General features: G+C 67.2%; 24 protein-coding genes. 7 read left to right on the top strand and 17 right to left on the bottom strand.

Features of this window, described 5'->3' with window-relative positions:
- Nucleotides 1-353: 353 nt before the first annotated feature.
- From ACM6JT_RS08895 to ACM6JT_RS08885, 3 genes are all read right to left on the bottom strand, one after another.
- Nucleotides 354-557, bottom strand: coding sequence for a cold-shock protein (locus ACM6JT_RS08895; RefSeq protein WP_006483056.1), 204 nt, complete (start codon nt 555-557; stop codon nt 354-356).
- 446 nt (nt 558-1,003) lie between these two features.
- The gene (locus ACM6JT_RS08890; RefSeq protein ID WP_034180179.1) at nt 1,004-1,585 is read right to left on the bottom strand and encodes a hemerythrin domain-containing protein; all 582 of its coding nucleotides are present in this window, start codon (nt 1,583-1,585) and stop codon (nt 1,004-1,006) included.
- A gap of 117 nt (nt 1,586-1,702) precedes the next feature.
- Entirely contained in the window at nt 1,703-2,134 is a 432-nt protein-coding gene (locus ACM6JT_RS08885; protein ID WP_254640302.1) for an SDR family oxidoreductase, read from the bottom strand.
- Between the two features lie 307 nt (nt 2,135-2,441).
- Between ACM6JT_RS08885 and ACM6JT_RS08880 the strand changes: the two genes are divergently transcribed.
- On the top strand, nt 2,442-3,830 hold the full coding sequence (locus tag ACM6JT_RS08880) for a DHA2 family efflux MFS transporter permease subunit (protein ID WP_414856300.1): 1,389 nt from the start codon (nt 2,442-2,444) through the stop codon (nt 3,828-3,830).
- Nucleotides 3,831-3,839: 9 nt separating this feature from the next.
- Here the strand turns inward: ACM6JT_RS08880 and ACM6JT_RS08875 are convergent, their stop codons facing one another.
- From ACM6JT_RS08875 to ACM6JT_RS08865, 3 genes are all read right to left on the bottom strand, one after another.
- Nucleotides 3,840-4,220, bottom strand: a complete 381-nt coding sequence (locus tag ACM6JT_RS08875; protein ID WP_414856299.1) for a DUF4377 domain-containing protein — start codon at nt 4,218-4,220, stop codon at nt 3,840-3,842.
- Between the two features lie 186 nt (nt 4,221-4,406).
- A complete protein-coding gene (locus tag ACM6JT_RS08870) occupies nt 4,407-5,018 on the bottom strand; it encodes an OmpA family protein (RefSeq protein ID WP_414856729.1) in 612 nt (203 codons plus the stop codon).
- Nucleotides 5,019-5,020: 2 nt separating this feature from the next.
- Nucleotides 5,021-5,521 (bottom strand): hypothetical protein, encoded by a 501-nt coding sequence (locus ACM6JT_RS08865; protein ID WP_235212459.1) that lies wholly within the window; start codon nt 5,519-5,521, stop codon nt 5,021-5,023.
- A gap of 533 nt (nt 5,522-6,054) precedes the next feature.
- Between ACM6JT_RS08865 and ACM6JT_RS08860 the strand changes: the two genes are divergently transcribed.
- On the top strand, nt 6,055-7,248 hold the full coding sequence (locus ACM6JT_RS08860) for a tyrosine-type recombinase/integrase (protein WP_243566552.1): 1,194 nt from the start codon (nt 6,055-6,057) through the stop codon (nt 7,246-7,248).
- Nucleotides 7,249-7,475: 227 nt separating this feature from the next.
- On the opposite strand, the gene ACM6JT_RS08855 is transcribed toward ACM6JT_RS08860, so the two are convergent.
- The 7 genes from ACM6JT_RS08855 to ACM6JT_RS08825 all read right to left on the bottom strand — a co-directional run bounded on the left by ACM6JT_RS08855 (nt 7,476) and on the right by ACM6JT_RS08825 (nt 12,782).
- Nucleotides 7,476-7,694 (bottom strand): YXWGXW repeat-containing protein, encoded by a 219-nt coding sequence (locus ACM6JT_RS08855; RefSeq protein ID WP_034180184.1) that lies wholly within the window; start codon nt 7,692-7,694, stop codon nt 7,476-7,478.
- A gap of 58 nt (nt 7,695-7,752) precedes the next feature.
- Nucleotides 7,753-8,910, bottom strand: coding sequence for a DUF1501 domain-containing protein (locus tag ACM6JT_RS08850; protein WP_414856298.1), 1,158 nt, complete (start codon nt 8,908-8,910; stop codon nt 7,753-7,755).
- A 2-nt stretch (nt 8,911-8,912) separates the two neighbouring features.
- Complete coding sequence (locus ACM6JT_RS08845; RefSeq protein WP_414856297.1) at nt 8,913-10,316, bottom strand: DUF1800 domain-containing protein; 1,404 nt, start codon at nt 10,314-10,316, stop codon at nt 8,913-8,915.
- Nucleotides 10,317-10,559: 243 nt separating this feature from the next.
- The gene (locus ACM6JT_RS08840; RefSeq protein WP_034180187.1) at nt 10,560-11,063 is read right to left on the bottom strand and encodes a periplasmic heavy metal sensor; all 504 of its coding nucleotides are present in this window, start codon (nt 11,061-11,063) and stop codon (nt 10,560-10,562) included.
- Nucleotides 11,060-11,479 carry a hypothetical protein gene (locus ACM6JT_RS08835; protein WP_131948924.1) on the bottom strand — a complete coding sequence of 140 codons (420 nt, stop codon included), beginning with the start codon at nt 11,477-11,479 and terminating at the stop codon, nt 11,060-11,062. The genes ACM6JT_RS08840 and ACM6JT_RS08835 overlap by 4 nt, the downstream gene beginning before the upstream one ends.
- Nucleotides 11,476-12,261, bottom strand: a complete 786-nt coding sequence (locus tag ACM6JT_RS08830) for an RNA polymerase sigma factor (RefSeq protein WP_414856296.1) — start codon at nt 12,259-12,261, stop codon at nt 11,476-11,478. Before ACM6JT_RS08830 ends, ACM6JT_RS08835 begins: the two co-directional genes overlap by 4 nt.
- 221 nt (nt 12,262-12,482) lie before the next feature.
- Nucleotides 12,483-12,782 carry a YXWGXW repeat-containing protein gene (locus ACM6JT_RS08825; RefSeq protein ID WP_414856295.1) on the bottom strand — a complete coding sequence of 100 codons (300 nt, stop codon included), beginning with the start codon at nt 12,780-12,782 and terminating at the stop codon, nt 12,483-12,485.
- A 323-nt stretch (nt 12,783-13,105) separates the two neighbouring features.
- Between ACM6JT_RS08825 and ACM6JT_RS08820 the strand changes: the two genes are divergently transcribed.
- From ACM6JT_RS08820 to yddG, 3 genes are all read left to right on the top strand, one after another.
- On the top strand, nt 13,106-14,791 hold the full coding sequence (locus ACM6JT_RS08820) for a purple acid phosphatase family protein (protein ID WP_414856294.1): 1,686 nt from the start codon (nt 13,106-13,108) through the stop codon (nt 14,789-14,791).
- 98 nt (nt 14,792-14,889) lie between these two features.
- Nucleotides 14,890-15,171, top strand: coding sequence for a hypothetical protein (locus ACM6JT_RS08815; RefSeq protein WP_414856293.1), 282 nt, complete (start codon nt 14,890-14,892; stop codon nt 15,169-15,171).
- 240 nt (nt 15,172-15,411) lie between these two features.
- On the top strand, nt 15,412-16,368 hold the full coding sequence (gene yddG, locus ACM6JT_RS08810) for an aromatic amino acid DMT transporter YddG (RefSeq protein WP_414856292.1): 957 nt from the start codon (nt 15,412-15,414) through the stop codon (nt 16,366-16,368).
- A 69-nt stretch (nt 16,369-16,437) separates the two neighbouring features.
- Here the strand turns inward: yddG and ACM6JT_RS08805 are convergent, their stop codons facing one another.
- Together ACM6JT_RS08805 and ACM6JT_RS08800 are read right to left on the bottom strand one after the other, a co-directional pair.
- Complete coding sequence (locus ACM6JT_RS08805) at nt 16,438-17,070, bottom strand: LysE family translocator (RefSeq protein WP_034180193.1); 633 nt, start codon at nt 17,068-17,070, stop codon at nt 16,438-16,440.
- A 126-nt stretch (nt 17,071-17,196) separates the two neighbouring features.
- Nucleotides 17,197-18,093: a LysR family transcriptional regulator gene (locus ACM6JT_RS08800; RefSeq protein ID WP_131948916.1), complete on the bottom strand. Its 897-nt coding sequence runs from the start codon at nt 18,091-18,093 to the stop codon at nt 17,197-17,199.
- Nucleotides 18,094-18,866: 773 nt separating this feature from the next.
- Between ACM6JT_RS08800 and ACM6JT_RS08795 the strand changes: the two genes are divergently transcribed.
- Nucleotides 18,867-19,124: a hypothetical protein gene (locus ACM6JT_RS08795; protein WP_006478949.1), complete on the top strand. Its 258-nt coding sequence runs from the start codon at nt 18,867-18,869 to the stop codon at nt 19,122-19,124.
- 270 nt (nt 19,125-19,394) lie between these two features.
- A complete protein-coding gene (locus tag ACM6JT_RS08790; RefSeq protein WP_131948915.1) occupies nt 19,395-19,697 on the top strand; it encodes a DUF4148 domain-containing protein in 303 nt (100 codons plus the stop codon).
- Nucleotides 19,698-19,794: 97 nt separating this feature from the next.
- On the opposite strand, the gene ACM6JT_RS08785 is transcribed toward ACM6JT_RS08790, so the two are convergent.
- Nucleotides 19,795-21,576 (bottom strand): sensor domain-containing diguanylate cyclase, encoded by a 1,782-nt coding sequence (locus tag ACM6JT_RS08785; RefSeq protein ID WP_034180196.1) that lies wholly within the window; start codon nt 21,574-21,576, stop codon nt 19,795-19,797.
- Complete coding sequence (locus ACM6JT_RS08780) at nt 21,573-22,703, bottom strand: ABC transporter substrate-binding protein (protein ID WP_414856291.1); 1,131 nt, start codon at nt 22,701-22,703, stop codon at nt 21,573-21,575. The genes ACM6JT_RS08785 and ACM6JT_RS08780 overlap by 4 nt, the downstream gene beginning before the upstream one ends.
- Nucleotides 22,704-22,859 lie beyond the last annotated feature (156 nt).

The raw sequence follows: 22,859 nt of genomic DNA, 5'->3' as shown, positions 1-22,859 counted from the left end.
CCTGTCTTGCGATCGGAGCCCGGCGCGTTGCGGCGTTCGGGCGGTCGGTGGCGGCGGCGCGATGAGCGCCGCGCAAGTAGTCGGGACCGCGCCGGCTGCTATGGCATGGCGTCGGTCTGCTCGGGTTGATGCGTTAAAGCGGTGATGCGCTGGCGAAGCGGCGCTCGCTTCGCGAGGGCGTTATGTCGCACGCGGGTCACGCATGCGATGGGGAGGCGTCACGGCCGATGCATCGTGAATGTCGCGATGCATCGGTCGTGCGCATCGGAACGCGCAGGCCACCGGAACAGCGGCGCCCCGCGCGAAACTCCATCCGGCACCCGCCGCCGATCGGCGGCCGATGCCGACGCGGCTTACTGCGGCGTGATGTTCGACGCTTGCAGACCCTTCGGGCCGCGCTTCACTTCGAAGCTGACCTTCTGGCCTTCGGCCAGGGTCTTGAAGCCCGTGCCGCGAATTTCCGAGAAATGGGCGAACAGATCGTCGCCGCCGTTGTCCGGGGAGATGAAACCAAAGCCCTTGGTTTCGTTGAACCACTTGACGGTACCGGTATCCACAAATACTTCCTTAATACGAATAATTGAACATGCGCCCGCGACGGGCACAGAAAGAATCAAAGAGGGAGAGACCAACGACTGCCGCACACGGAGTGCGGCCAATGATGAGCAATCGAACTTCTTGAAGACTTCGGTCACGGACACTACGCGGTAGCGGCCGCCCCGTCAAGCTCTTTCGGTGCGACGCGCGCGCACGGGCGCCGCGCGCGCCTTATGTGGCGGGTGTTGCCGGCCGACGGAGCATATTTCGATGCGCCCCCGATTTTTGGCCGGGCCGCCGGTTTTTTGCCGCAGCTCGAGCACGTGCTGCAGCGCCGGCGGCGCGTCGCTTTTTTCGCGCGCCTGACCTGCACGCCGATAAAACACTTGCTCGACTGCGCGGCCGCCATTTCGATCCGGGTTTGCGTCATGAGACGGCCCGCACCGAAAGAGCCATCACCGAGCCGCTAACTTTCCGTCTCCGGAATCGTATTGACGATCATCGAAAACAATTTGTCGAGATCGGCTTCGAGCTCGCTCCCGTCGAACGGATCGCGATTGGCTCCGAAGGCGGCGTCCGTCTCGGCCCAGTCTTCCGCCGTCAGCAGGCGTCCGGCGGCGGGCAAAATCAACGTCTCTTCCATACACCGGTGATCGGCGTAGTACTCGGCATATTCGTCCACCTTGGCTTGCAAAGCACGAAGTGCGGGAGCGCCCTTCAGCTCATAGCGCGTCAATGCGTGCTCCAGATTCATCAACTTCAATTCTCCCAACGCGTGTTGAGATTCCAGTTCGTCAATGACACTGTCGAACTCGTTTGTCTTGTCCCGCAGCGGCGCAAACAAGTAACGCTCCTCCTTGGGATGATGCACCTTCTCAGGGTACTCGCGAATGTAATAAAGCATGGCCCGAAACACCATGAGACCCGGAGCGGGCTTGCCAGTCGTCAGAAGATGGACAAACCGCCGCATGCCGTCGATCACGGTAGACAATTGCTCATGCTCGCGGAAAATGATGGCGATGGCCCTACGCGGCCCGTGCGATGACATATCAAGCTCCGCGGCAGTACGTGAAATGCACCGGCGAATCGACCCGCTGCGCCACTCCGGCAGCAAGTACAAGCGCCAGTGTCGACACTTTCAATGTCGTTCATCAGCAGCCCGACATCAAAGCAAGCCGACGCCAAAGCCTTGATGGAAATCAACGATCTGTGCGGACATCGTGGCCCGCGGAGTCAGCGCCCCTCGGCCGGATCCTCGGTCGGTATATTCATAGCATTCTTCGATGCGTTCGAGCGATTTGCGTAGCCGTGCGTGCGCCTTCCCCCAGCGCTTGAGCGCGAGCATCTTCTGCGTCTCGTCGATCCAAGCCTGGTCGAACTGCCCCTGTTCGAGCAGCACCGGAAACATCCCGGCCTCGATCACGCCGACCAGGATCGAATTCGCGCGAACGTTGCAACGCCCCTCCTCGCGCGCCAGCCCCTTGACCAGTGCCTCGTTCGCGGCCTTCGGCGCGACCAACACGCTGCGCGTCGACGAGGACGACGACCTGTATGCGGCGATGGCGCGGGCCGTGAAGGCCGGCGCGTCGGTGCGCATGCCCGTGCGGGCCGCACGAATACCGCGCGGTGCTGGAGGACAAGAACGGCGCGCTGCTCATGATTTCGCAGAAACGGCCGGCATGACGATGCGCGGCGCGCGTGCGGGAATACGGGCGCATCACGCGTGGCAGGTGCGCTACGCCGGACGGGATCGAGCATCACGCATTGCCGATGACAATCGATGTCTCCAGGCAGCTTCCCGATGGCCACAGGAATCGGTACCATCGAGCGCTTGAAGACCGGCAGGCGCCGCGCGTCCGTGCAATGGTGCCGCCCGCGCCCGGTCTTCGCACCGCCATTTCGCCATGTCCCGGGAACCCACACACTCCGCGCTGCTCTGGATCGTCGCCGCTGCGTTCTTCATGCAGTCGCTCGACACGACGATCGTCAACACTGCCCTGCCTTCGATCGCGCAAAGCCTGCACGCGTCGCCGCTCGCGATGCAGCCCGTCGTGGTCGCCTACACGCTGATGATGGCGATGCTCACGCCGGCGTCCGGCTGGCTCGCCGACCGGTTCGGCACGCGCCGCGTGTTCTCGGTCGCCATTCTCGTGTTCGTGCTCGCGTCGATCGGCTGCGCGGCATCGCATACGCTCGGCCAGCTCGTCGTCGCGCGCGCCGTGCAAGGCATCGGCGGCTCGATGCTGCTGCCGATCGGGCGGCTCGCCGTGCTGCGCCGCGTGCCGGGCGAACAGTACGTCGCGGCGATCGCGTTCGTATCGATCGCCGGCCAGCTCGGCCCGATCGTCGGGCCGACGCTCGGCGGCTGGCTCACGCAGGCGATTTCATGGCACTGGGTGTTCATCGTCAACGTGCCGGTCGGCGTGGTCGGCTTCATCGCGGTGCAGCGCTACCTGCCGCACGACCAGGCGAAACAGCCGCCGCCGTTCGACTTCGTCGGCTGTGCGCTGCTGTCGGTCGCGATGATCGCACTGTCGCTCGCGATCGACCCGCCGATGCCCGCGCATCGCGCCGCCTGGTCGGCCGGGCTCGCCGTGCTCGGCCTGGCGAGCGCGCTCGCGTACCTGCCGCATGCGCGGCGGCGCGCGCAGCCGCTGTTCCGGCTCGGGCTGTTTCGCGAGCCGAACTTCGGTTCGGGGCTGCTCGGCAACCTGCTGTGCCGGATCGGCACGAGCGCGGTGCCGTTCATGCTGCCGCTGCTGATGCAGGTGCAACTCGGCTATACACCGCTGCAATCGGGGCTGATGATGCTGCCGGCCGCGATCGCGGGCGTCATCGCGAAACGCTGGATCGCGCCGCTCGTGAAGCGCTTCGGCTACGCGACGTTTCTGGTCGTGAATACGGGGATCGTCGGCTGTGCGATCGCGGGGTTCGCGCTGGTGTCGGCGCGGCCCGCGCCGGTGCTGGAGATCGTGCTGCTGGTCGCGTTCGGCGCCGCGAACTCGATGCAGTTCGCGGCGATGAACGGCGTGACGCTGAAGGGGCTGTCGCATGCCGACGCCGGCAGCGGCAACAGCCTGTTCACGATGATGCAGATGCTGGCGATGGGGCTCGGCGTATCGATCGGCGGCGGGCTAGTGAACCTGTTCGCCGCCTGGTGGGGCTCGATGGGGCGCGGATTCATGCTGTCGTTCGCGTGCATGGGCGCCGTCACGCTGCTGTCGTCCGTCGTGTTCCGGCGGATCGATACGGCCGCGCCGCCGGCCCGTGCGGCGGCGCGATCGTCCGCGTGAGCGCGGACGTCAGTTCGCCTGGCGGCGCTCGACGACGCGCTTGAGCACCCAGCGGATCGCCGAACCGTCGGCCGGCGGCCGCGCGACGCGGTATTCGTCGACTTCGAGCGTGTACAGGTAACCGGGCTGGTACGCAAAGCCCTCGATGCCCGCGTACCACAGGCTCCACGGCTCGCTCGGGCTGCTGCGCACCTGCAGGCATTCCATCGGTGCGACGCCCGTGCAGCGCGCGGATTGCGGCGCGACATAGACGGTCCTGGCCACCGGCCGACTGTCGGCCGGGCGGGCCGCGCTCGCGGCCGTGACGGCCGCGTCGGTCTGGCATCCGGCGAGGAGCGTGCTGCCGGCAATGACGGCCGCGCCGAGCAGCGTTCTGGAATGGCGAAGCATCTGGTGTTCCTCTGGAAGCGTTGGAGGGGCGGTTAGACGATCGGCGCGGCGGGAAAGTTCACAAATGCCTTACAGCCGGCGTTCTCCCCCTCATTCGTGCCATGTCGCCCGCACGCCGACACGTTACCGTGCTCCGGTTCAGCCGCGCGCTTCGCAGCCGACGGTCCGCATGTGCACGCCGGGCGCCTACTTCGCGCGCTTCGCGTCGTTCGGCAACACGAACTCGACACGGCGATTCAGTGCACGGCCGTCCGGATTGTCCGCGCCATTCCTGAGCGTATTGGGCGCGACCGGCCGGCTGCCCCCCAGCCCCTTGACCGACAAACGTGCCTTCTTCATCCCGTGCGACGTGAGCCAGTCGGCCACGGCATTCGCACGACGGAAAGACAGCGTCTTGTTATACGTGGCAGATCCTTTCGAATCGGTATGCCCCTCGATCACGATCGCCCCGGACGGAACGGACGCGGCGAGCCGCAGGATGTCGTCGAGTGTCGGCTCGGCAGACGGCCGGATAGTGGCCTTGTCGAAGTCGAACAGGATGTCGCCCAGCATCGACACCCGCACTGTCGCCTTGTCATCGCGCACGGACAGGCCGTCGTGCCGTGCCGCGAGCCCCGATGCCCTGGCCGACAGATCCGATACGGTGCTGTTCAGATCGGACGAGAAGCCCTTCACGTCCAGGACGGTTGCGTTGAGATCGCGAATGTCGCGATGCGCCGGCGGCGCTTGCGCGAAGGCACCGCCGACGGCGGTCGCCGACAGGATCAGCGCCACGATTGATGTGATCGCTCCGGCCATGGTCAGCGATCGGTAATCTTGATGCCGTCGAGCGCTTCCACACCCGGAATCGACAACGACACCTTGGTGACGTTCTTCGGCGGAGCGGGAAATCTCCCATACCACGTGCCCGCGCTCGGAGAATCCTTCGATGTGCTAAGAACTACGCGAGGGCTGGCCAGCGGCTGGTTGTTGCTGTCCGTCAGCAGCAAGTGCTTCTTGTTGCCTGCGAGCACGTAGATGCCGTTCTCGTAGTCGCTCTTGCTGATCGAGCTATAGAGCACTTCCACCTTGTTTGCGACGAGCGGCTTGAACCGCAGCTTGATCGTCAGGATATCGCCTTCGCGGATCGCCTCGATTGCCTGCGCTTCGGCTACGCCGCTCGAAACGAGCCCGACAGCCAGCGGCGTAGCGGAGGAAGACCCCGCGGGCGCCTGAGCCGACGCGTTATCGGAAAGTGCCGCGGTCGCCAAGAGCGCACCCACGACGGTGCAGATGGTTGCTGCGTTTCTAATTGGTGTCACGGGAACCGTCCTTTTTTAAGGTTATTGGTAGCGTGCGTCAATTACGAAACGAGTTCTCTCGTTGCCATTCCGGCGCTGGAACCCTGGCTGTGTCTCGGATTTTATTTTATGAATTTGTAGGGAGAATACACGCCTTTCGTAAGGATCGACAACCGTCGCGGGCATATTCCCGTGGCGCGATTCGAGCGTAAATATTTCCGACTGTCAGGTGGCTCCTTGAAAAAACAAGGGACTACGCACGGCGTGGACATGCCCGATGCCATCGAATCTGCCATGTCGTGCGGAAAAACCGACCGCACTTCGTGCGCGATCGCGGTCATGGGGGTTTCGAGCACGGAGATACGGCCAGCCTCGCGAGTGAATTTGCAGGATCAGCGGAACGTCAGTGATCCGCATCAACGGACCCTGGTCCGCTTCGGCGTCGAAGCACCGGCATGCGCCGCATGACGATCGTGTACCATCGGCGCTTCCCGATACGCTTTGTCGCGCTGCCTTCGTTCGCCCGCGCGGCCCACACTGCGCCCCCGCTTCGCATGACCTCACCCGTTCCGTCCGGCGCCGCGCTGCGCCCGCTGCCGATCGATACGCTGACCGTGCCGGCCGCACTCGACGGACGCGCGGGCACCAACCGCTCGGGCAGCACGCATCCGCAGATCGCCGCGACCAACGATCTCGACGCCGTGCGCGCATGGCTCGCGCGCTTCGTCGATACGCCGACCACGTTCCAGAACTACCGCAAGGAAGCCGAGCGCCTGCTGCTGTGGGCCGTGATCGCGTGCGGCAAGCCGCTGTCGTCGCTCACGCACGAAGATCTCGTCGTCTACCGGCAGTTCCTGCTCGCGCCCGCACCGACCGACGTATGGTGCGCGAACGGCGGCCGCAAGCATCCGCGCGACGACCCGCGCTGGCGGCCGTTCTACGGGCCGCTGTCGGCGGCCAGCCAGCGGCAGGCGCTGGTGATCCTGAACGTGATGTTCTCGTGGCTCGTGCAGGCCGGCTACCTCGCCGGCAATCCGCTTGCGTTGTCGCGGCAGCGGCAGCGTCGTCCCGCGCCGCGCATCACGCGTCATCTCGGGCAACCGCTGTGGCAGTCGGTCAAGGACGCGATCGTCGCAATGCCGCGCGACGATGCGCGCGCGTGCTTCCATGCGGATCGCGCGCGCTGGTTGTTCACGCTGCTGTATCTCGGCGGGCTGCGCATCACCGAAGCGGCCGACACGACGATGGGCCAGTTCTTCTGCCGGCACGACGCGAACGGGCACGACCGCTGGTGGCTCGACGTGATGGGCAAAGGCGGCCGGCAGCGGCTCGTGCCGGCCACCGACGAGATGATGGCCGAGCTGTCGCGCTACCGGCGCGCGCACGGGCTGCCCGCGCTGCCGTCCGACGGCGAGCCCACGCCGCTCGTGCTGCCGCTCGGCCAGGCGCGCAAGCCGCTCACGCGCGCGGCGCTGCACAGGATCGTGAAGCAGGTGTTCCGGCACGCGGCCGACCGGCTGCGCGCGAACGGCGCGGCCGGCGACGAACAGGCGCGCGTGCTCGAACAGGCGTCCGCGCACTGGCTGCGCCACAGCGCGGGCTCGCATATGGCCGACGGCCGCGTCGACCTGCGGCTCGTGCGTGACAACCTCGGCCACGTGTCGCTCACGACGACGAGCCAGTACCTGCACGCGGACGACGACTGGCGGCATCGCGAGACGGAGGAGAAGCACCGGATCGGGTGGTAGGCGCTGCGTGCGCTGCGTGCGCTGCAGCACGCTGTCGGTGTCGGTGTCGGTGTCGGTGTCGGTGTCGGTGTCGGTGTCGGTGTCGGTGTCGGTGTCGGTGTCGGTGTCGGTGTCGGTGTCGATGTCGATGTCGAGGCCGACTTGCGTTTCGCACCAGTGTTCAGTGAACGAGTTCGAGCCCGCTTCCCGGCACCCTCGCCGCGAACCGCGCGGCACGTCTCACACGGTCAATACACGGCCACCCAGTGCCCGGGCACCCACGCCCAGTGATTGCCGGCCCACCGGTAATGCCCCTTCGCCCAGCGATAGCCGGGTGCCGGTGGCGGCGGCATCACTTCGACGAGCGGCGCCGGCTGCGGCGGCCGCACGGGTTCGACCACGCACGCGGACATCAGCACGGCACTCGCGCTCACCAGCACGGCAAGCGAAACGGATCGGATCTTCATCGTCAATTCTCCCTGTTGTGTAATCGTTTGGCGAGGTCGAACGCGGCAACACCCCGCGTCACGCAGCCCCGTGAATCAGGCCCGTCATCGGCCGCGTCGCACCGCTTTCCGCAAACAGCGCGGACGCGGTGCGGCGAGGATCGAGCCGCAGGCTTTCGGCAGCCGCGCCCGAGATCAGCGCATCGAGCGAGGCGGTCGGCTTCAGGTCGCGGCCTTCATACAGGTCGCCCGGCCGCAGTCCCGGCCAGTCGGCGATCACGCGGCCGCCCGCGACCACGCCGCCCGCCAGCATCGCGACCGACGCCTGCCCGTGATCGGTGCCGCCCGTGCCGTTCGCCGCGGCCGTGCGGCCGAACTCGGTCGCGACCAGCACCGTGGTCTGCTGCCATGCGGGCCCGAGGCCGTCGCGCAGTGCGGCGAGCATCGTGTCGAGCGCCTTCAGTTGATTGGCGAGCCGCGTGTTCTGCGCGCTGTGCGTGTCCCAGCCACCCGTTTCGATCATTGCGATCCGCGGGCCGTCGTCGCGCGCGAGGAACGTCGCGGCAAGCTTGCCGACACCCGCGGGATCCTGCCGCGCATGCGCGTCGCCGGCGAGGCCGCGCGCTTGCATCGCCGATTGCCACAGCGGGCCGAGCTGCGTGTCGGCCTCGTAAAGCGCCGACACGCGCGCGAGCAGGTCGTCCGGCGCGGCCGGCAAACCGGACGGCGCATACGACGCGGCCTGCACGGTGCCGCGCAACGCGAGCGGCACGGTCGGCGCGAACGCGATCGCGCTTTCGCGCGTCGCCGGCAGCAGCGCGGCGAGCCGGTTCAACCAGCCGTCCTTCACCTGATATGGCGCGCGGCCGCCTGTTTCGAGCACGTTCTGCCCGTCGAAATGCGAGCGGTCGCGATACGGCGACGCGATCGCGTGCACGAACAGCGCCTGCCCGTCGCGGTATAGCCGCGCGGTCTGCGTGAGCGACGGATGCAGCGCGAACGTGCCGTCGAGCCGCGTCGCGGCCGCGGTGTCGATCGCGAGCGCGCCGCGCAGCGACGCATACGCGGGCTCCGCATACGGGACGACGATGTTCAGGCCGTCGGCCGCGCCGCGCTGAATCACGAACACGAAGCGCCGGTCGGTCTCGACGTTCGCGAACACGATCCGCGGCGCGACGAGGATCGCGCCTGCGCCGGCGGCGGCAACGCTCAGGAATTGTCGGCGGGACAGTGCCATGTTCACCTCCGTTGGAAATCGGGCGATACGAGCAGCAGCGCGAGCGACGTGGTCGCGCTTTCCGCGCGCGACAGCGCGGTCGCGGTCGGCGCGCTCATCGACCCGGCGAGCAGTGTGTTGCCGAGCGTGCGCGGGTCGAGCCTGTCGCCGGTGCGTGCGGCCAGGCGCTGTGCGATCTCGACGCGGCGCACGAGCGCGTCGGGCGCGGCCCAACTCGCGGCGACGTCGTCGTAGCCCGCCGGCGAGCCCGGCCGCCACACCGGCTGGCCGAGCTGCGCGAGCAGCGGCGCGGCCTTCAGGTCGCCCCGATCATCCATCTCGCGCCAGCCGAGCCCGCGCAGCGACGATACGGCCCACTCCCACGGCGTCTTGAACTTGCGGTTGACCGGCGACCACGCATCGGGCGCATCGACGAGCGCGCGATAGACGGTCGGCAGATCGCCGCCGCTCGCATCGAACGCGCGGGCCAGCCGGTCGGTCAGCGCGGGCGGCGGATTGTCGGCGACGAAATGACGGGCAAGCTGGAACGCGATATGCCGGCCCGTCGCATCCGACCGCGCGAGGTCGTGCAGGATCGCGCGCGCCTGCGCTTCGCCCGGCTGGTCGTAGGTGCGCCCCATCACCGTGCGCGTGCCCGGTTCATGCAGCTTCGGGCGAAACACGAACGCGCCGGGTGCGGCATCGCCCGGCTGCGGCCCGCGTCCGCCCGCGATGCTCCAGCCCGTCAATGCGCGCGCGAACTCCGTCACGTCGGCTTGCGTGTAGCCGGTTCGCACGCCGAGCGTGTGCAGTTCCATGATTTCGCGCGCGAGGTTCTCGTTGAGCCCGCGCTTCGCCGACGGATTGCGTGCTTGCGCGCGCAGCGCGGCCGGGCTGTCCGGGCCGACCGAGCGTGCCTGGTCGAGAAAGACCTGCATCGCGGGATGCTGTTCGACGGCAACGAGCATGTCCTCGAAGCGGCCGAGCACGTGCGGGCGGATCGCGTCGCGTTCGAACGCGCCCGCATACGCGGCCACCTGCCCCTTGTCGACCGACACCGCGAAATGGTTCGCCCAGAAATGCACGAGACGCTCGACGAACGGCGCGGGCGTGTTCAGCGCGCTGTTCAGCCGTGCGGCGACGGCGCTGCGATACGCGTCGTAGCCGTCGCGCCGGATCGATTGCGCGTTCGCGCGCTTCGCGGCCGCGTCGTCGCCTGTCATCGCGTTGCGCGCGTTCGCGAAGCGCGTCGCGAGCGCGATCGCGTCCGGTTCGCCGGCCCACGCGGCGGGCCGCGCGTCGTAACGGTCGAATTGCGCGACGAGCGCCGCCTTCGGGTCGGCAGGCAGCGCTTCGTCGGCCCGCGCGCCGAGACCGAAGCGGTTCAGCGCGATCGCGGCCGGCGTGATGTCGTTCGGGTGGTCCATGACGGGCTCTCTGGCGGTGCGTACCCACGTTTAACGCAGGCATGCAGGGAAATCCGTCGCGGAGCTCGCAAATATTTTCTGGATCGGAGAAACGAGGAACGGGAGAGGCGGCGGAGGTGAGGCACTGCAACGGCGCGAGTCATCGACGCGCAACGGCGCGTGCAATTCATCCCGTGTACGCATTGCGCGTGACCGAATGCGAGTGCCGGCGACACGCGTATCGCGTGTCGCCCTGCCTGATGTTTACTGGCTCGCCGGCGTGTCCGGCTTCTTCTGCAGTCTCGGCGGCAGACGCCAGTTGCCGCTGTGCTGCAACCCGTCGACGAACTTCACGCGCTCTTCGGGCGTCAGCGTCGCCGCGAAATCGACGACACTGCGCTCGACCTGCGCACGCATCGCGGTATCGGCCGCGCGCGTGCGATCAAGTGCGGCGTCGATCGCCGCGCGATCGAGTTGCGGCGCGGCGAGCAGATCCAGCACGGTGATCCGGCCGTCGCGCCCTTCCCGCGCGAAATCGCGGCCGTTCTTGCGCGCGGCCTTCAGCGCGGCGGCAAACTCGCGCTGCCGCGCATCGGGCAATTCGTCCGCCGCGAAACGCAACGCGGTGCGCTGCGCGGGCGCGCCCGCCGCAAGCTGGTCACGATGCGTCGAGAACCACTGATACACGCCGCCGCCGATCGCGCCGAGCATGAACACGTTCAACACGACCGAGCCGACGAGGATGAATTTCCAGCCGCGTTCGCTCATTCATCGCTCCCGTCGATGCTCGGGCCGCCGAACGTCGTCGTCAGATAACCCGGTTCGTGCTGCGACGTCGGCACGCTGCCGAGCATCAGCATCGACACGGCCACCGCGCCCGCCAGCGCACCGGCCAGGCCGACGCCCGCGAACGCCGCGCCCGACCACCACACGTTGCCGCGCCGCCGCGCGCGTTGCGGCGCGGGTGCCGACGCGACGATGCGCTCGACCAGCGCCGGTGCAGGCGGCATGACCGTGTCGTACGAGAGCCATTCATCGAGGTCGGCGGCATCGTCCAGTGCCAGCAGCGCGTCGCGCGGGTTCGCGCGCGCCCACGCCTCGGCGGCCGCGCGCTCGCCGTCCGGCCAGCGCCGCGCGTCCGAGCCGTACGCGGCGACGATGGTGCGAAATCGTTCGGGTGTCATCGCTTGTCCTCGCTAAGTGGGTCGCCGGCCAGTTGCGCGCGCAGGTTGCGCCTCGCGCGGGCGAGCAGGCTTTCCAGCGCATCAACGGTGATGCCCATCAGGTTGGCTGCTTCCACATTCGACATTTCCTGATAGTACTGGAGCACGAGCGCTTCCCGCTGCCGCGGCGGCAACGCGGCAAGCGCCTGCCGCACGCGCGCATCGCGCGAGCGCAGTTCCGCATGCGCGGCCGGCTCCGGTTGCGGATCCGGCACGTCGGGCAACGTATCGACGGGCTCCTCGCGCCGGCCGCGCAACCGGTCGTAGCACAGGTTCAGCACGACGCGATGCAGCCACGTGTCGAAACGCGCCTCGCCTTCGCGCCAGCGCGGCGCCTGATTCCAGATTCGCAAGAACGTCTCCTGTGCGACGTCCTCGGCTTCGCTCCGATCGCCGAGCATGCGCGTCGCCAATGCGAGCAGCCGCGGCAGCTTGCGCGCGACGAGCACGCGCACCGCCGACGAATCGCGCGCGCCGACGCGCGCGACGAGTTCCGCGTCCGGATCGCGGTCGCCGCGATCGTTCAACGCCGCCCGCTCCGTCGCGCAGCGCGATTGCGTCGCGCTGTGCCGGCAGGTGTGCCCGCCGCCCGGCTGAAGCTCATCGTCGTGCTCTCCTTGCATGCGTCGGGCCATCGCCGCGCGGCGCCACGCCGACGGTTCGGCAACGCCGTGCGCATCGCGCGCGGCGTCGCACACGGTGTCGGCCATGTCCGTTTCATCGACATCCGTTTCGCGCGGCATATCGATCCTGTCGGCAACTCACGCGTCGCCCGGTTGCGCAACCGTCGGCCGGCGTGCTCAATATACGACGACCGGCGCGGGCCGGTAATACACCGGACGCGCCGGCACCACGACGCAGCCAGCCAGCACGATGGCCGCGGCCGCCAGTATCACGATGGTTCGAAAAGGCATGGCTTCGACTCATGACATTGCGTGAAGGATCCGCCGCGGCGGCGCGCGCATCAGGCCCAGTGGCCCGGCACCCAGCGCCAGGCCGGGCCGCGCGCGGCCCAGTGCCCGGGCACCCAGTGATAACCGACGCGCACCACTTGCCAGTGACCCGGAATCCAGACGTAGCGCCCCTGCCGCCAGTGCCAGTGGCCCTGGTCCCACACGTAGCCCGCGCGCGGCGCCGGCATCACTTCGACGCGCGGCGCCGGCGGTGCGTAAGGCGCGACGATCACGGCCTGCGCGAATGCGGCGGACGCCGCCAGCACGGCCACGCATCCGGCGGCAAACCGCAATGGAACAGAAAGTTTCATGAAAGACTCCGAAGTAACGGGCATCGACCGGAAGCGGCCGTTCATGCGTTAAACGGAGCGGGCAAGAGAAATCCGTCGCGAGGTTGGCGAATAATTTTCGGTGCGATCGAGCGCGCTTCGGAGCGGGCCGGATGCCACGCGATGCGCGACTCTTCGTATCGGCCGCCACACACGTGGTTGCCGTGCTGTCACAACGCGGCAAAACTGCCCGTCGACAATGCGCGTCACCGGGATCCCGCTCGTTTCCGGCCCACGCCCCGGCCGCGCTCGCGCATGGCCGAGCGGTTCCACTTTTCGCGTCCCCATCAACGAAAACTACGACCATGTCGAACCAGGACAATCTCCCTGATCAGCCGAACGAGCCGGCCGCGTCGGTGTCGCGTCGCGGCTTCCTGAAACTTGCCGGCGTATCCGGCCTTGCGACCGCTGCCGGCGGGCTCGCGGCCGCCCGGGCCGCCGCGCCGAATCCGGACGGCACGCCCGAGCAGGTCCACCTGACGTGGGGCAACGACCCGACGTCCGAAGTCGTGATCTCGTGGGCGTCGCTCGCACCGGCCGTCAATCCGCGCGCGCGCGTCGTCGCCGACGGCGAGCCGCCGCGCACGGTGCACGGCGTCCAGCGCCTGTACACCGACGGCCTGAACGGCGAAACCGTGTTCGCGTACCACGCGCGCGTGCACGGGCTGAAGCCGGATACGCGCTACCGCTACGAGATCACGGCCGACAACGACAGCAACGCCGCGCAGCCGTTCGCCGCGAATTTCTCGACCGCGCCGCGCGGCCGCGCGCCGTTCCGCTTCACGAGCTACGGCGATCTCGCGACGCCGAACGGCGCATGGGTGTTGTCGTCGCCGCAGAGCCGCTTCGCGGTGCAGGCCGTCGAGCAGTTCCAGCCGCTGTTCCACCTGCTGAACGGCGACCTCTGCTACGCGAACCTGAACCCCGCGCACCAGCCCGAGGTGTGGCGCGACTTCGGCAACAACAACCAGACGTCGGCCGCGAATCGCCCGTGGATGCCCTGCCCCGGCAATCACGAGATCGAGTTCAACAACGGTCCGCAAGGGCTCGACTCGTATCTCGCGCGCTATACGCTGCCGGAGAACGGCACGCGTTTCCCGGGCCGCTGGTACAGCTTCCGCGTGAGCTCGGTGCTGTTCGTGTCGCTCGACGCCGACGATGTCGTGTACCAGGACGCCGCCGCGTTCGTCGGCGGCCCCGCGCCGCTCGTGCCGGCCGCGAGCACGGGCCGCCCGCCGATCGAGCCCGGCACGTCGTTCTACGTGCGCGGCTACAGCAACGGCGAGCAGACGCGCTGGCTCGAACACACGCTGCGCCATGCTGCGCATGACGACGACATCGACTGGATCATCGTGCAGATGCACCAGGACGCGCTCAGTTCGTCGAAGACGGGCAACGGTTCCGACAAAGGCATTCGCGAGGCATGGCTGCCGCTGTTCGATCGTTACGGCGTCGACCTCGTGCTGTGCGGCCACGATCACGACTACGAGCGCAGCTACCCGGTGCGCGGCTGCAATCACCGCGCGGGCGTCGACGCGACGACCGGCGAAGTGGTCGAGACGCTGCAGCCGCGTCCGGTCGGCTCGAACGACCCGGACCGCACGACGTTCGACACGAGCCACGGCACGATTCACCTGATCCTCGGCGGCGGCGGCACCAGCGCACCGCTCGACGTGTACGGCGAGAACCCGTCGACCGGCTTTGCGCGGGCGAAGGTGTTCACGAAGCCGAACCGGCCGGTGCCTGGCACCGCGCCGAACACGTTCGTGCGCCAGCCGGCCGATGCGCTCGAGGATGCGATCTGGTCCGCGCGCCGCGATACGGGCACCGGTTACGGGATCGCGGTGTTCGACCACGACCCGGGCAAGCCGGGCGGCCACACGACGATCACGATGCGCTACTACCACGCGCCGGGCGCCGATCAGCACCCGACCGCGCAGTACGAGCTGTTCGAGACGATCGAGCTGAGCAAGAAGCGGCACGAGCGGTGATCGGGCCGGCGCCCGCTGCGGCGGGCGCCGGTTGCATTGGCATCGAGGAATGGGCGTGCCGCGACGCGGGTTAGACTGCGTGCCTCGCACACCGGCCCATGAAGATGAGTTTCGAATACCGCATCCACACGACCCCGTCAGCCGACGCATTCGATGCAATCGCGGATGCGCTGCGGCAAACGCACGGCGACGTCGATTCCGACAGACGACAACTTGAAATTCGCGATGACACCGGCGGCTGGCCGCTGATCGGCCTGTCGACCGACGAACACGGGTTCTTCCTCGTCACGACGCTCGGGCCGACGCGTGACGCCATGCTCGACTCGATCGGACGTGCATTGTCGGCAATCGGAGCGGAATGGCGCATCGACGACGCATGACCGGCTAGCGCGTTCCGCACACACGCCTGAATCCGCCGCATGCACCCGGCTGTTCCCCCACCATCGTCCGCCACTCGGTCGCGCTGGCTCGGCCCCTTTAAACTACGCGTGTCCGGCGCAATCGCCGCATTGCATTGCCGGTTGCAGTCGCAACCGGATTTTTCCGTTCGCGCTGGCAGCACACGCGAGCGCAACCGAATCATCCGAAGTCGAATTTGAATGTCGAAACAAACAGGAAGCATGAAACGCAAGAACAAGAACAAGAACAAGGCAACACTCATCGGGCTCGGCGCGGTGCTGTTGTGGGCCTCGGTGGTCGCCCTCGTTCGCGGGGTCAGCGAAAGCCTCGGTGCGACCGGCGGCGCCGCGATGATCTATACGGTGGCGTCCGTGCTTCTGCTGTTTACGATCGGCTTCCCCGACCTGAGCAAGTTTCCGAAAAGCTACCTGCTGTGGGGCGGGCTGCTGTTCGTCTCGTACGAGCTGTGCCTGGCGCTGTCGATCGGGTATGCGAGCAACGGCCGGCAGGCGATCGAAGTCGCGATGGTCAACTACCTGTGGCCGAGCCTGACGCTGATCGCAGCCATCGTGTTCAACAAGCAGCGTGCCAACCTGCTGGTCGTGCCGGGCGTCCTGCTGTCGATGCTCGGCATCTGCTGGGTGCTCGGCGGCGACCAGAGCCTCGATCCGGCCGGTATGCTGCGCAACGTCGCGGACAATCCGCTGAGCTATGGCCTCGCCTTCTTCGGCGCGCTGATCTGGGCCGGCTATTGCACGGTGACGGCACGCATTGCCGACGGCAAGAACGGCGTCACGCCGTTCTTCATGCTGGTCGCAGCGGCGCTCTGGATCAAGTTCGCGATCGAGGGCGGCGGCGCCATGACGTTCAGCCTTCACGCGATCATCTATATCGTGCTGGCGGCATCGGCGCTCGGGTTCGGCTATGCGGCATGGAACACCGGCATCATGCACGGCAACGTGACGATCATCGTCGGCGCGTCGTACCTGACGCCGGTGCTCGCGGCCGCGCTCGCCGCAACGCTGCTGCATGCGCCTCTGTCAGCCGAATTCTGGCAAGGCGCAGTGATGGTTTGCGGCGGGTCGATCCTGTGCTGGCTCGCGACACGCAGCCGACGCAGTGAAAAGGCAGCGCCCGTTCGGGTCGGGAAGGATGCCGAAGGCAATTGCCCCGGGTGACGATGCGGGATGCTTCCGACGGGACGCAGGGTTGCCGGCTACGGCTGCGCGAACCGCAAGCCGCCCGCTTTAGCGTTGCGATTCCAGCGCGATACGCACCGCCAATCCGGCCAGCACGGTGCCCATCAACCAGCGCTGGACCGACGCCCAAACCGGTCGTCCCGCCAGAAAACCCGCGATGGAACCAGCCAAGCAGGCGATCAGCGCGTTGACGCTGACACTCACCGCGATCTGCACGCAGCCGAGCGCCAGCGATTGCGCGAGCACGCTGCCGTGCCCCGGTGAAATGAACTGCGGCAGCAGCGACAGATACATCACCGCGATCTTCGGATTCGCGAGGTTCGTGACGAAACCCATCGTGAAGAGCCTGACGCGGCTGTCGTGCGGCAACTGCCGGACCTGGAACGCGGAGCGGCCGCCCGGCTTGAGTGCCTGCCACGCCAGGTACGACAGATACAGCGCGCCGGAAAAGCGCAGCACGTCGTACGCATACGGCACGGTCATCACCAGCGCGGTGATGCCCAGCGCCGCGCAAACCATGTAGAAAACGAACCCCAGCGCGACGCCGCCGAGCGACACGAGCCCGGCACGACGGCCCTGGCAGATCGAGCGCGAAACCAGGTAGATCATGTTCGGTCCGGGCGTCAGCACCATGCCGAGCGACACGAGTCCGAACGCAAACAGGGTGGGCAAAGCCGGCACGGCAGGCTCCTTCGCGGCAGGGCAGTCAGGGTGACGAGGTTCGAACACTGTATTGCATCTCGATCATCCTCGGCATGAATAAACTGCAAGGCGCCCATGAGCGTTATTCATCTCGCCGGCCGCGCGCTACCTGCCCTTTTTCGCACGCACGTGGATCGCTTTCGCGGCTTTGACGCGTTGTGCGTCGACGAGCCTCACGAACTCGTCGGTGACCGCGTTGCCGGCCACGTTCCACGACAACCGCACGGAACGATGCAGCCTCGGCGACAGTTCCAGCACGCGGCCGCCGAACGGTGTGTACGTGAGCGTGATGCGCGGCACGATCGATACGCCCATGCCGGCCTCCGCCATCGAAAGAATGGTGCGCATCTCCACCACGTTGAACGCGGCCCGGAGCGGCGCGCCGCCACGCGCGAAGTAATCCGCGATCACCGGCCCGCACCCTGCCTTCGAGAAAATGAACGGCGCCGCGGACAACTGTTTTGCCGACACGCTCTTGCGGCCGCCGAACATGCCGTCCGGCGCCACCGCGACAAAATCCTCGTCGAGCAGCGGCAGAGTGTGTGCGAACGTCTTCGTGCCGGCCACCACGCCGATGTCGGCCGTACCGTCGTCGATCCACCCTTCGACTTCGCTGTCCGTGCCTTCGAGCAGCACCGCCGACACGCCCTGGTGCATCTCCTTCAACGCCTCGAGCGCGGGAACGACGAACGCCAGCGAGACGCTCGGCAGCGACGCAACTACCAGCTTGCCTTCGAGCTTGCCGCGCGACAGGCTGAACTGCTGGCGCAGCAGTTGCGCTTCCCGCACCACGCTCTGGACGTACGGCCACAGGCGTTCGCCCGCCGCCGTCAACACCACCGGCTGCCGGTCCCGCCAGAGCAGCTTGACCTGCGTGATGTCCTCCAGCTCGGTCAATGCATGGCTGATCGCGGATTGACTGCGGCTGAGCCGGTCGGCCGCGGCGGTAAGCGAACCGAGTTCGACTACGGCGGCCAGTGCCTGCAACTGGGCAAGCGTCATCGGGTCTCCTTGTTCCGGGGTATGTATGTTTCACATGAGGCATTGAAGCATCATGAATTATATTGAACCGTTCCGACAGTACCTCAAACGGCACCGCACCCGGCCCCGCGCTGCGCCGCGGTCGAGTCGAACGTCCACGGCAACGCGCAGGCAAGATGCAGGTTCGATCCGCCGCGTCGATTGCACGCGCACCGACCTGCGCTCGAGAATCCATGTTGAACCACGCCACCGCATTGCTCATGCTTGCCGATACGAACTGCCGGCCTGAATCTGGGCCACGCGCCCGCCGGCCGCACACGAATAGCCGGCACGCCGGCAAGAAATAGCGATCAGCCCGCCGCCATCGATCGCGCATGCGTTCTGAAAGCTGCAAAGCGTAGTATTCGCGGACCCGGCGTATCGCTCCGCCCGACAGCGCGACGATACGTGACCGGCTTTGCTGCTCGCACGCTGACGCCGACGTCAGCGCTGCCCCGTTTTCAAAGGCACGAGATGGAAACCTATGTGTTGCTGGGCTGCGGACTCGGCGTTGGCCTGTTGATCGCCATCTGGGGAATCTGGTCGCTCCGGTAAGCCGTTCAAACCCCGTTCGTCCGCAAGGAATCCGTATGGAGACGGATGGGGAATTGTAGTTTCAGGCAGCCCATTTCACCCAATTGCTTCGCAGTCCCATTCAACCGCCCATCGTCGATACGTCCGCGACGGAAGCGCCATGCGTGACCCGTTCGGCCCCGCGCGCTGCCCGGTTCCCCAAGACGCGTTAGACTATTTCGATGGAACAATGCCGTTATTGCCAGAGAATCCGCGATGAATGGGATTGCCACGGGGACGAGTGCCGCCGGGCAATCGCAAAAGCGCTGCGCCGGCAGCGCGCGGGCCTGCCGATGGTGCCCGATCGCATCCGCAACGAACTGCCGTCCGGCGCGCCGACCCAGCAGGTGATCGCCGTTCTGTCGCGCCAGCGCCTGCGCGCGCGCCGCGGCAACGAGGAACGCCGGGAGCGCAAGGAAATCGACGACGACGGCGTCTGAGCCGGCCGCACCGCGGCCCGCCCGCGTCATTTCCACCTCCGCCGTCCTCCGCCAGTCGCCACCGGGCGCCCGCCCGTACCACCGCGCCCTTGCAAATCCGGCAATACTGAATGGGGACAGAAGATATTTGTCCCGGGATTATTGCCTCCGCGACAACGATCTTTCACTGAAATCCACGTTTACCCTGAATCGACCGGCGCCTACGATGTAATCAACCGCTTACGACATGGTGTCGAACGCGGAAAGCCAAGACAAACATCGGAGGTCATCATGAAATCGCTCGTTTCCGCAGTCGTTGCCGCTGTCGCCCTGTCCGCCTCGTTCGGCGCATTCGCCCAAAGCACCGTGACCCGCGCCCAGTTGCGCAACGAACTGGTCCAGCTCGAAAAAGCCGGCTACACGCCGGGCCTGTCGAGCCCGCACTACCCGGCCGACATCCAGGCCGCGCAAGCCCGCGTGCGCGCCGCCGACGACAATACCGGCTACGGTGCGCAACCGGCCGCGACCGTCCAGGGTGGCGCACCGGCCGCCAAGGCGCAAAGCCCGCGCGACTCGGTCTACTTCGGCCACTAAGCCTGCCGCTGCGCGCCCCGCGCGCAGTCCGCACATGCAACGAGCCCGTCCATGACGGGCTCGTTGCGCTTGCATCGCGTGTTTTACCGGCCGGCCGTCACCGGCTGGCGCCCGATGCGACGCGGCCGGCCCCGGCTTCGTCCGGCGCAGCGCCGCCGCCGACCAGGTCCTGATAGCGCACGTACGCGCACTGCGCGGATGCCTTCGCCGCATACATCGCCGCGTCGGCCTTGACGAGCAGTTCCTCGGCCGATGCGCCGTCGGCCGGAAACTCGCTGACGCCGATGCTCGCACCGACGGCCAAGCGCCGGTCGCCGAACTCCAGTTCTTCCGCCATCACGATCTGGATCCGCGACGCGACATCGCCGATCACCGCCGGTGAACGCACGTCCGCAATCAGCACGATGAACTCGTCGCCGCCGAGCCGCGCGACCATGTCACCGTTGCGCAGCACGAGGCTCAACCGCTTCGCGACCGCGACGAGCGTGCGGTCGCCGGCCGAATGCCCGTGCTGGTCGTTGATCTGCTTGAAGCGGTCGAGATCGACGAACATCACGGCCAGCCCTTCGTGCACCGCGGCCGCATGCCGGATCGCGGCATCGAGATGCTCCATGAACAGCAGGCGGTTCGGTAGCTCGGTCAACGGATCGTGGCCGGCGAGGTGCGTGAGCTCCTGCTGCTTCGCGCGCAGCATCGCGACCTGCGTGCGAATCTCGACACGCATGCTGTCGAAACAGCGCGCGAGCACGCCGATCTCGTCGGCACGCCGAACCGGCAGCCGTTCGGCGGCCGGATCGTCGAACACGTGCGTCGCGGCGCGCGCGAGCGCCTGCAGCGGCCGCGTGATCGCGCGCGCGAACAGGATCGCGAGAATCACCGCCATCAGGCTCGATACGAGCACCATCCGGACGATCCGTTCCCCGAGCATGCCGGCCGGCGCCAGCACGTCGGCAAGCGGACGCGCCATCCCGAGCACGACGAAGCGGTTGCCCTCGTCGTGCCCGAACGGCGTGCGCGCGAACGCGAACATCTGCCCCGGCGCGTCGTCTGGCTGCTCGAGGCCATTGAGCGTCACGCTCGTGCGCGTGCTGTCGAACAGCGTACGCGTGACGGCAAAGCGGTCCTGCATCAGCACGCGCAGGCCGCGATCGAAGCCGAACGTCTGCGCCGGGTCGGGGTGCACGAGGAAATCGCCCCACTCGTTCGCGAGATACACCGCATAGTCTTCCGGCAGATCGCGTTCGAGCCGGTCGACCACGCGCGACAGCTCGACATCGACGACCAGCGCGCCGACCGTCTGGCCCGACGTGTCGACGACCGGCGTGCCCACGCGCAGGATCGGCAGCCCTTCGGCCGCGTGCGAACCCGTCTCGTGGTTGATCACGATCGGCGACAGGTAGATATGGCCGGGCTCCGTCGCGAGCGTATCGAATACATAGGAGAACTGTCCTTTCTCCTGGAATTCGCTTTCCGGCAGCACGACGACGCCACGCGCGTCGCGAACGACGCGGATGTGTTCGAGCCCGAAATGCCCGCTCGCGATCAGGCGAATCTGCAGGTATTCCGGATGATTTCTCATGAAGCTGCAATACACCTGCTCGAGCCGCGTGCGTCGCGCGCTGTCCGGATTGTCGCTGCCCGCGACGAGCGCGGACGACGGCAACTGCGCGAGCACGAGCGCATCGGCGGCAACGTCGGACAGCGCGGTCGTGAAGCGCTGCCCGAGCAGCTGGGTCGACATCAGCAGGCTGTGCTGCGCTTCCTGCACGAGCATCGTGCGGTTCGCGTGATACGCGTAATAGCCGGTCGTGCCGGACGCGATCACGCCGATGCACGCGAACAGCACCGACAGCTTCGACGTGAGCCCGAGCCGGATCATTTGTCGAACCGCTCCGGACGATCGCCCGACACGATGCGGCTCCACAGCGATTCGCGCCGCGCGGTGTCCTCGACGGGCTGGAGCCACACGAGATGCTGGTGCCCGGTATCGAGGCCCGGCGGCGGCTCGAGCGTGTTCGCGAGCCCCTGGCGCTCGGTCAGCAGCGCGCCGATCGCCGGTTCGAGCATGTAGTTGATCCACGCGAACGCGAGCTCGGCATGTTGCGCGCCGCGCGTGACGGCCCAGCAGTCGAGCCACGCAAGCGCGCCTTCGTCCGGGATCACGTAGCCGACGTCCGCGCCGGCGCGACGCAGCAACTCGACCTGCTGCGTGCCGTAGTTGCCGAACATCAGCGCCGCGCGATGCTGGACGAACAGCGCGGTCGCCTCTTCGGGGAGCGTGTAGTACGTCAGCAGGTTGCGGCGCAGGTCGATCAGCTTGCGCGCGACGGCGAGCGTCTGCGCGGGCGACAGGCGGAACGGATCGGGATAGCCGAGCGCCAGCGCCGCGAACGAGAAATTGTGCTGCGCACTGTTGAAGGCGAGCACCTTGCCGCGGTAGCGCGGATTCCACAGCTCGCGCATCGAGCGCGGCGCGGCCGAAACCTGCGTGCGGTCGTAGATCAGCCCCATCGACGAATACGTGAACGGGATCGCGTAGGTCGCGCCGTCCTGCACGAGCCCGCCGATCGTCGCGAGTTGCCGGAAGTTCGGCAACTGCCGCTGCCGGTTCGGGATGCGCGCCAGATCGATCGGCGCGAGCAGACGTTCGTGCGCATAGCGCTGGATCTCGGCCGTGTTCGCGGCCAGCACGTCGTACGGCGGCGGCGCCGCGCCGTGCATCCGCGCCCACAGCGCTTCGTCGGAATCGACGAACGTCACTTCGACACGCACATGAAACCGCGCCTCGAATGCGCTGACGACGTCGCGGTCCGCATAGCCGGGCCATGCCAGCACGCGCAGCACGTTGTCGTTGACGGTTTCGGGAGAGTCGGCGAAAGCCGGCAGGCCAGACGCAAGCAAGCCGAGTGTCAGGATGACGAACAACGCGCGCACGGCTCCGCGGGCGCGCGTACGCACGCCGATTCCCCTGATCAAGCGGACCCCGTATGAATCGCTCGGCTGCATTCGACCATCCTTTTTCGAGTCGATGCGATATCCCGCAACAAGACCATAAAAAATATGGGCGCGCAATTGGAAATAGCCGCACGCGGCAGGCGTCGCGCATGCAGACATGCGACATGCCCGGCGCCGCGTCGATCCGGAATCGTTGCGGGCGCACGA

Source organism: Burkholderia sp. IT-111MI5, assembly GCF_949752865.1.
Classification (GTDB): Bacteria; Pseudomonadota; Gammaproteobacteria; order Burkholderiales; family Burkholderiaceae; genus Burkholderia; species Burkholderia pyrrocinia_C.
Note: the sequence above shows the minus strand (reverse complement) of the source record. Positions and strands in the feature narration are given on the sequence as shown.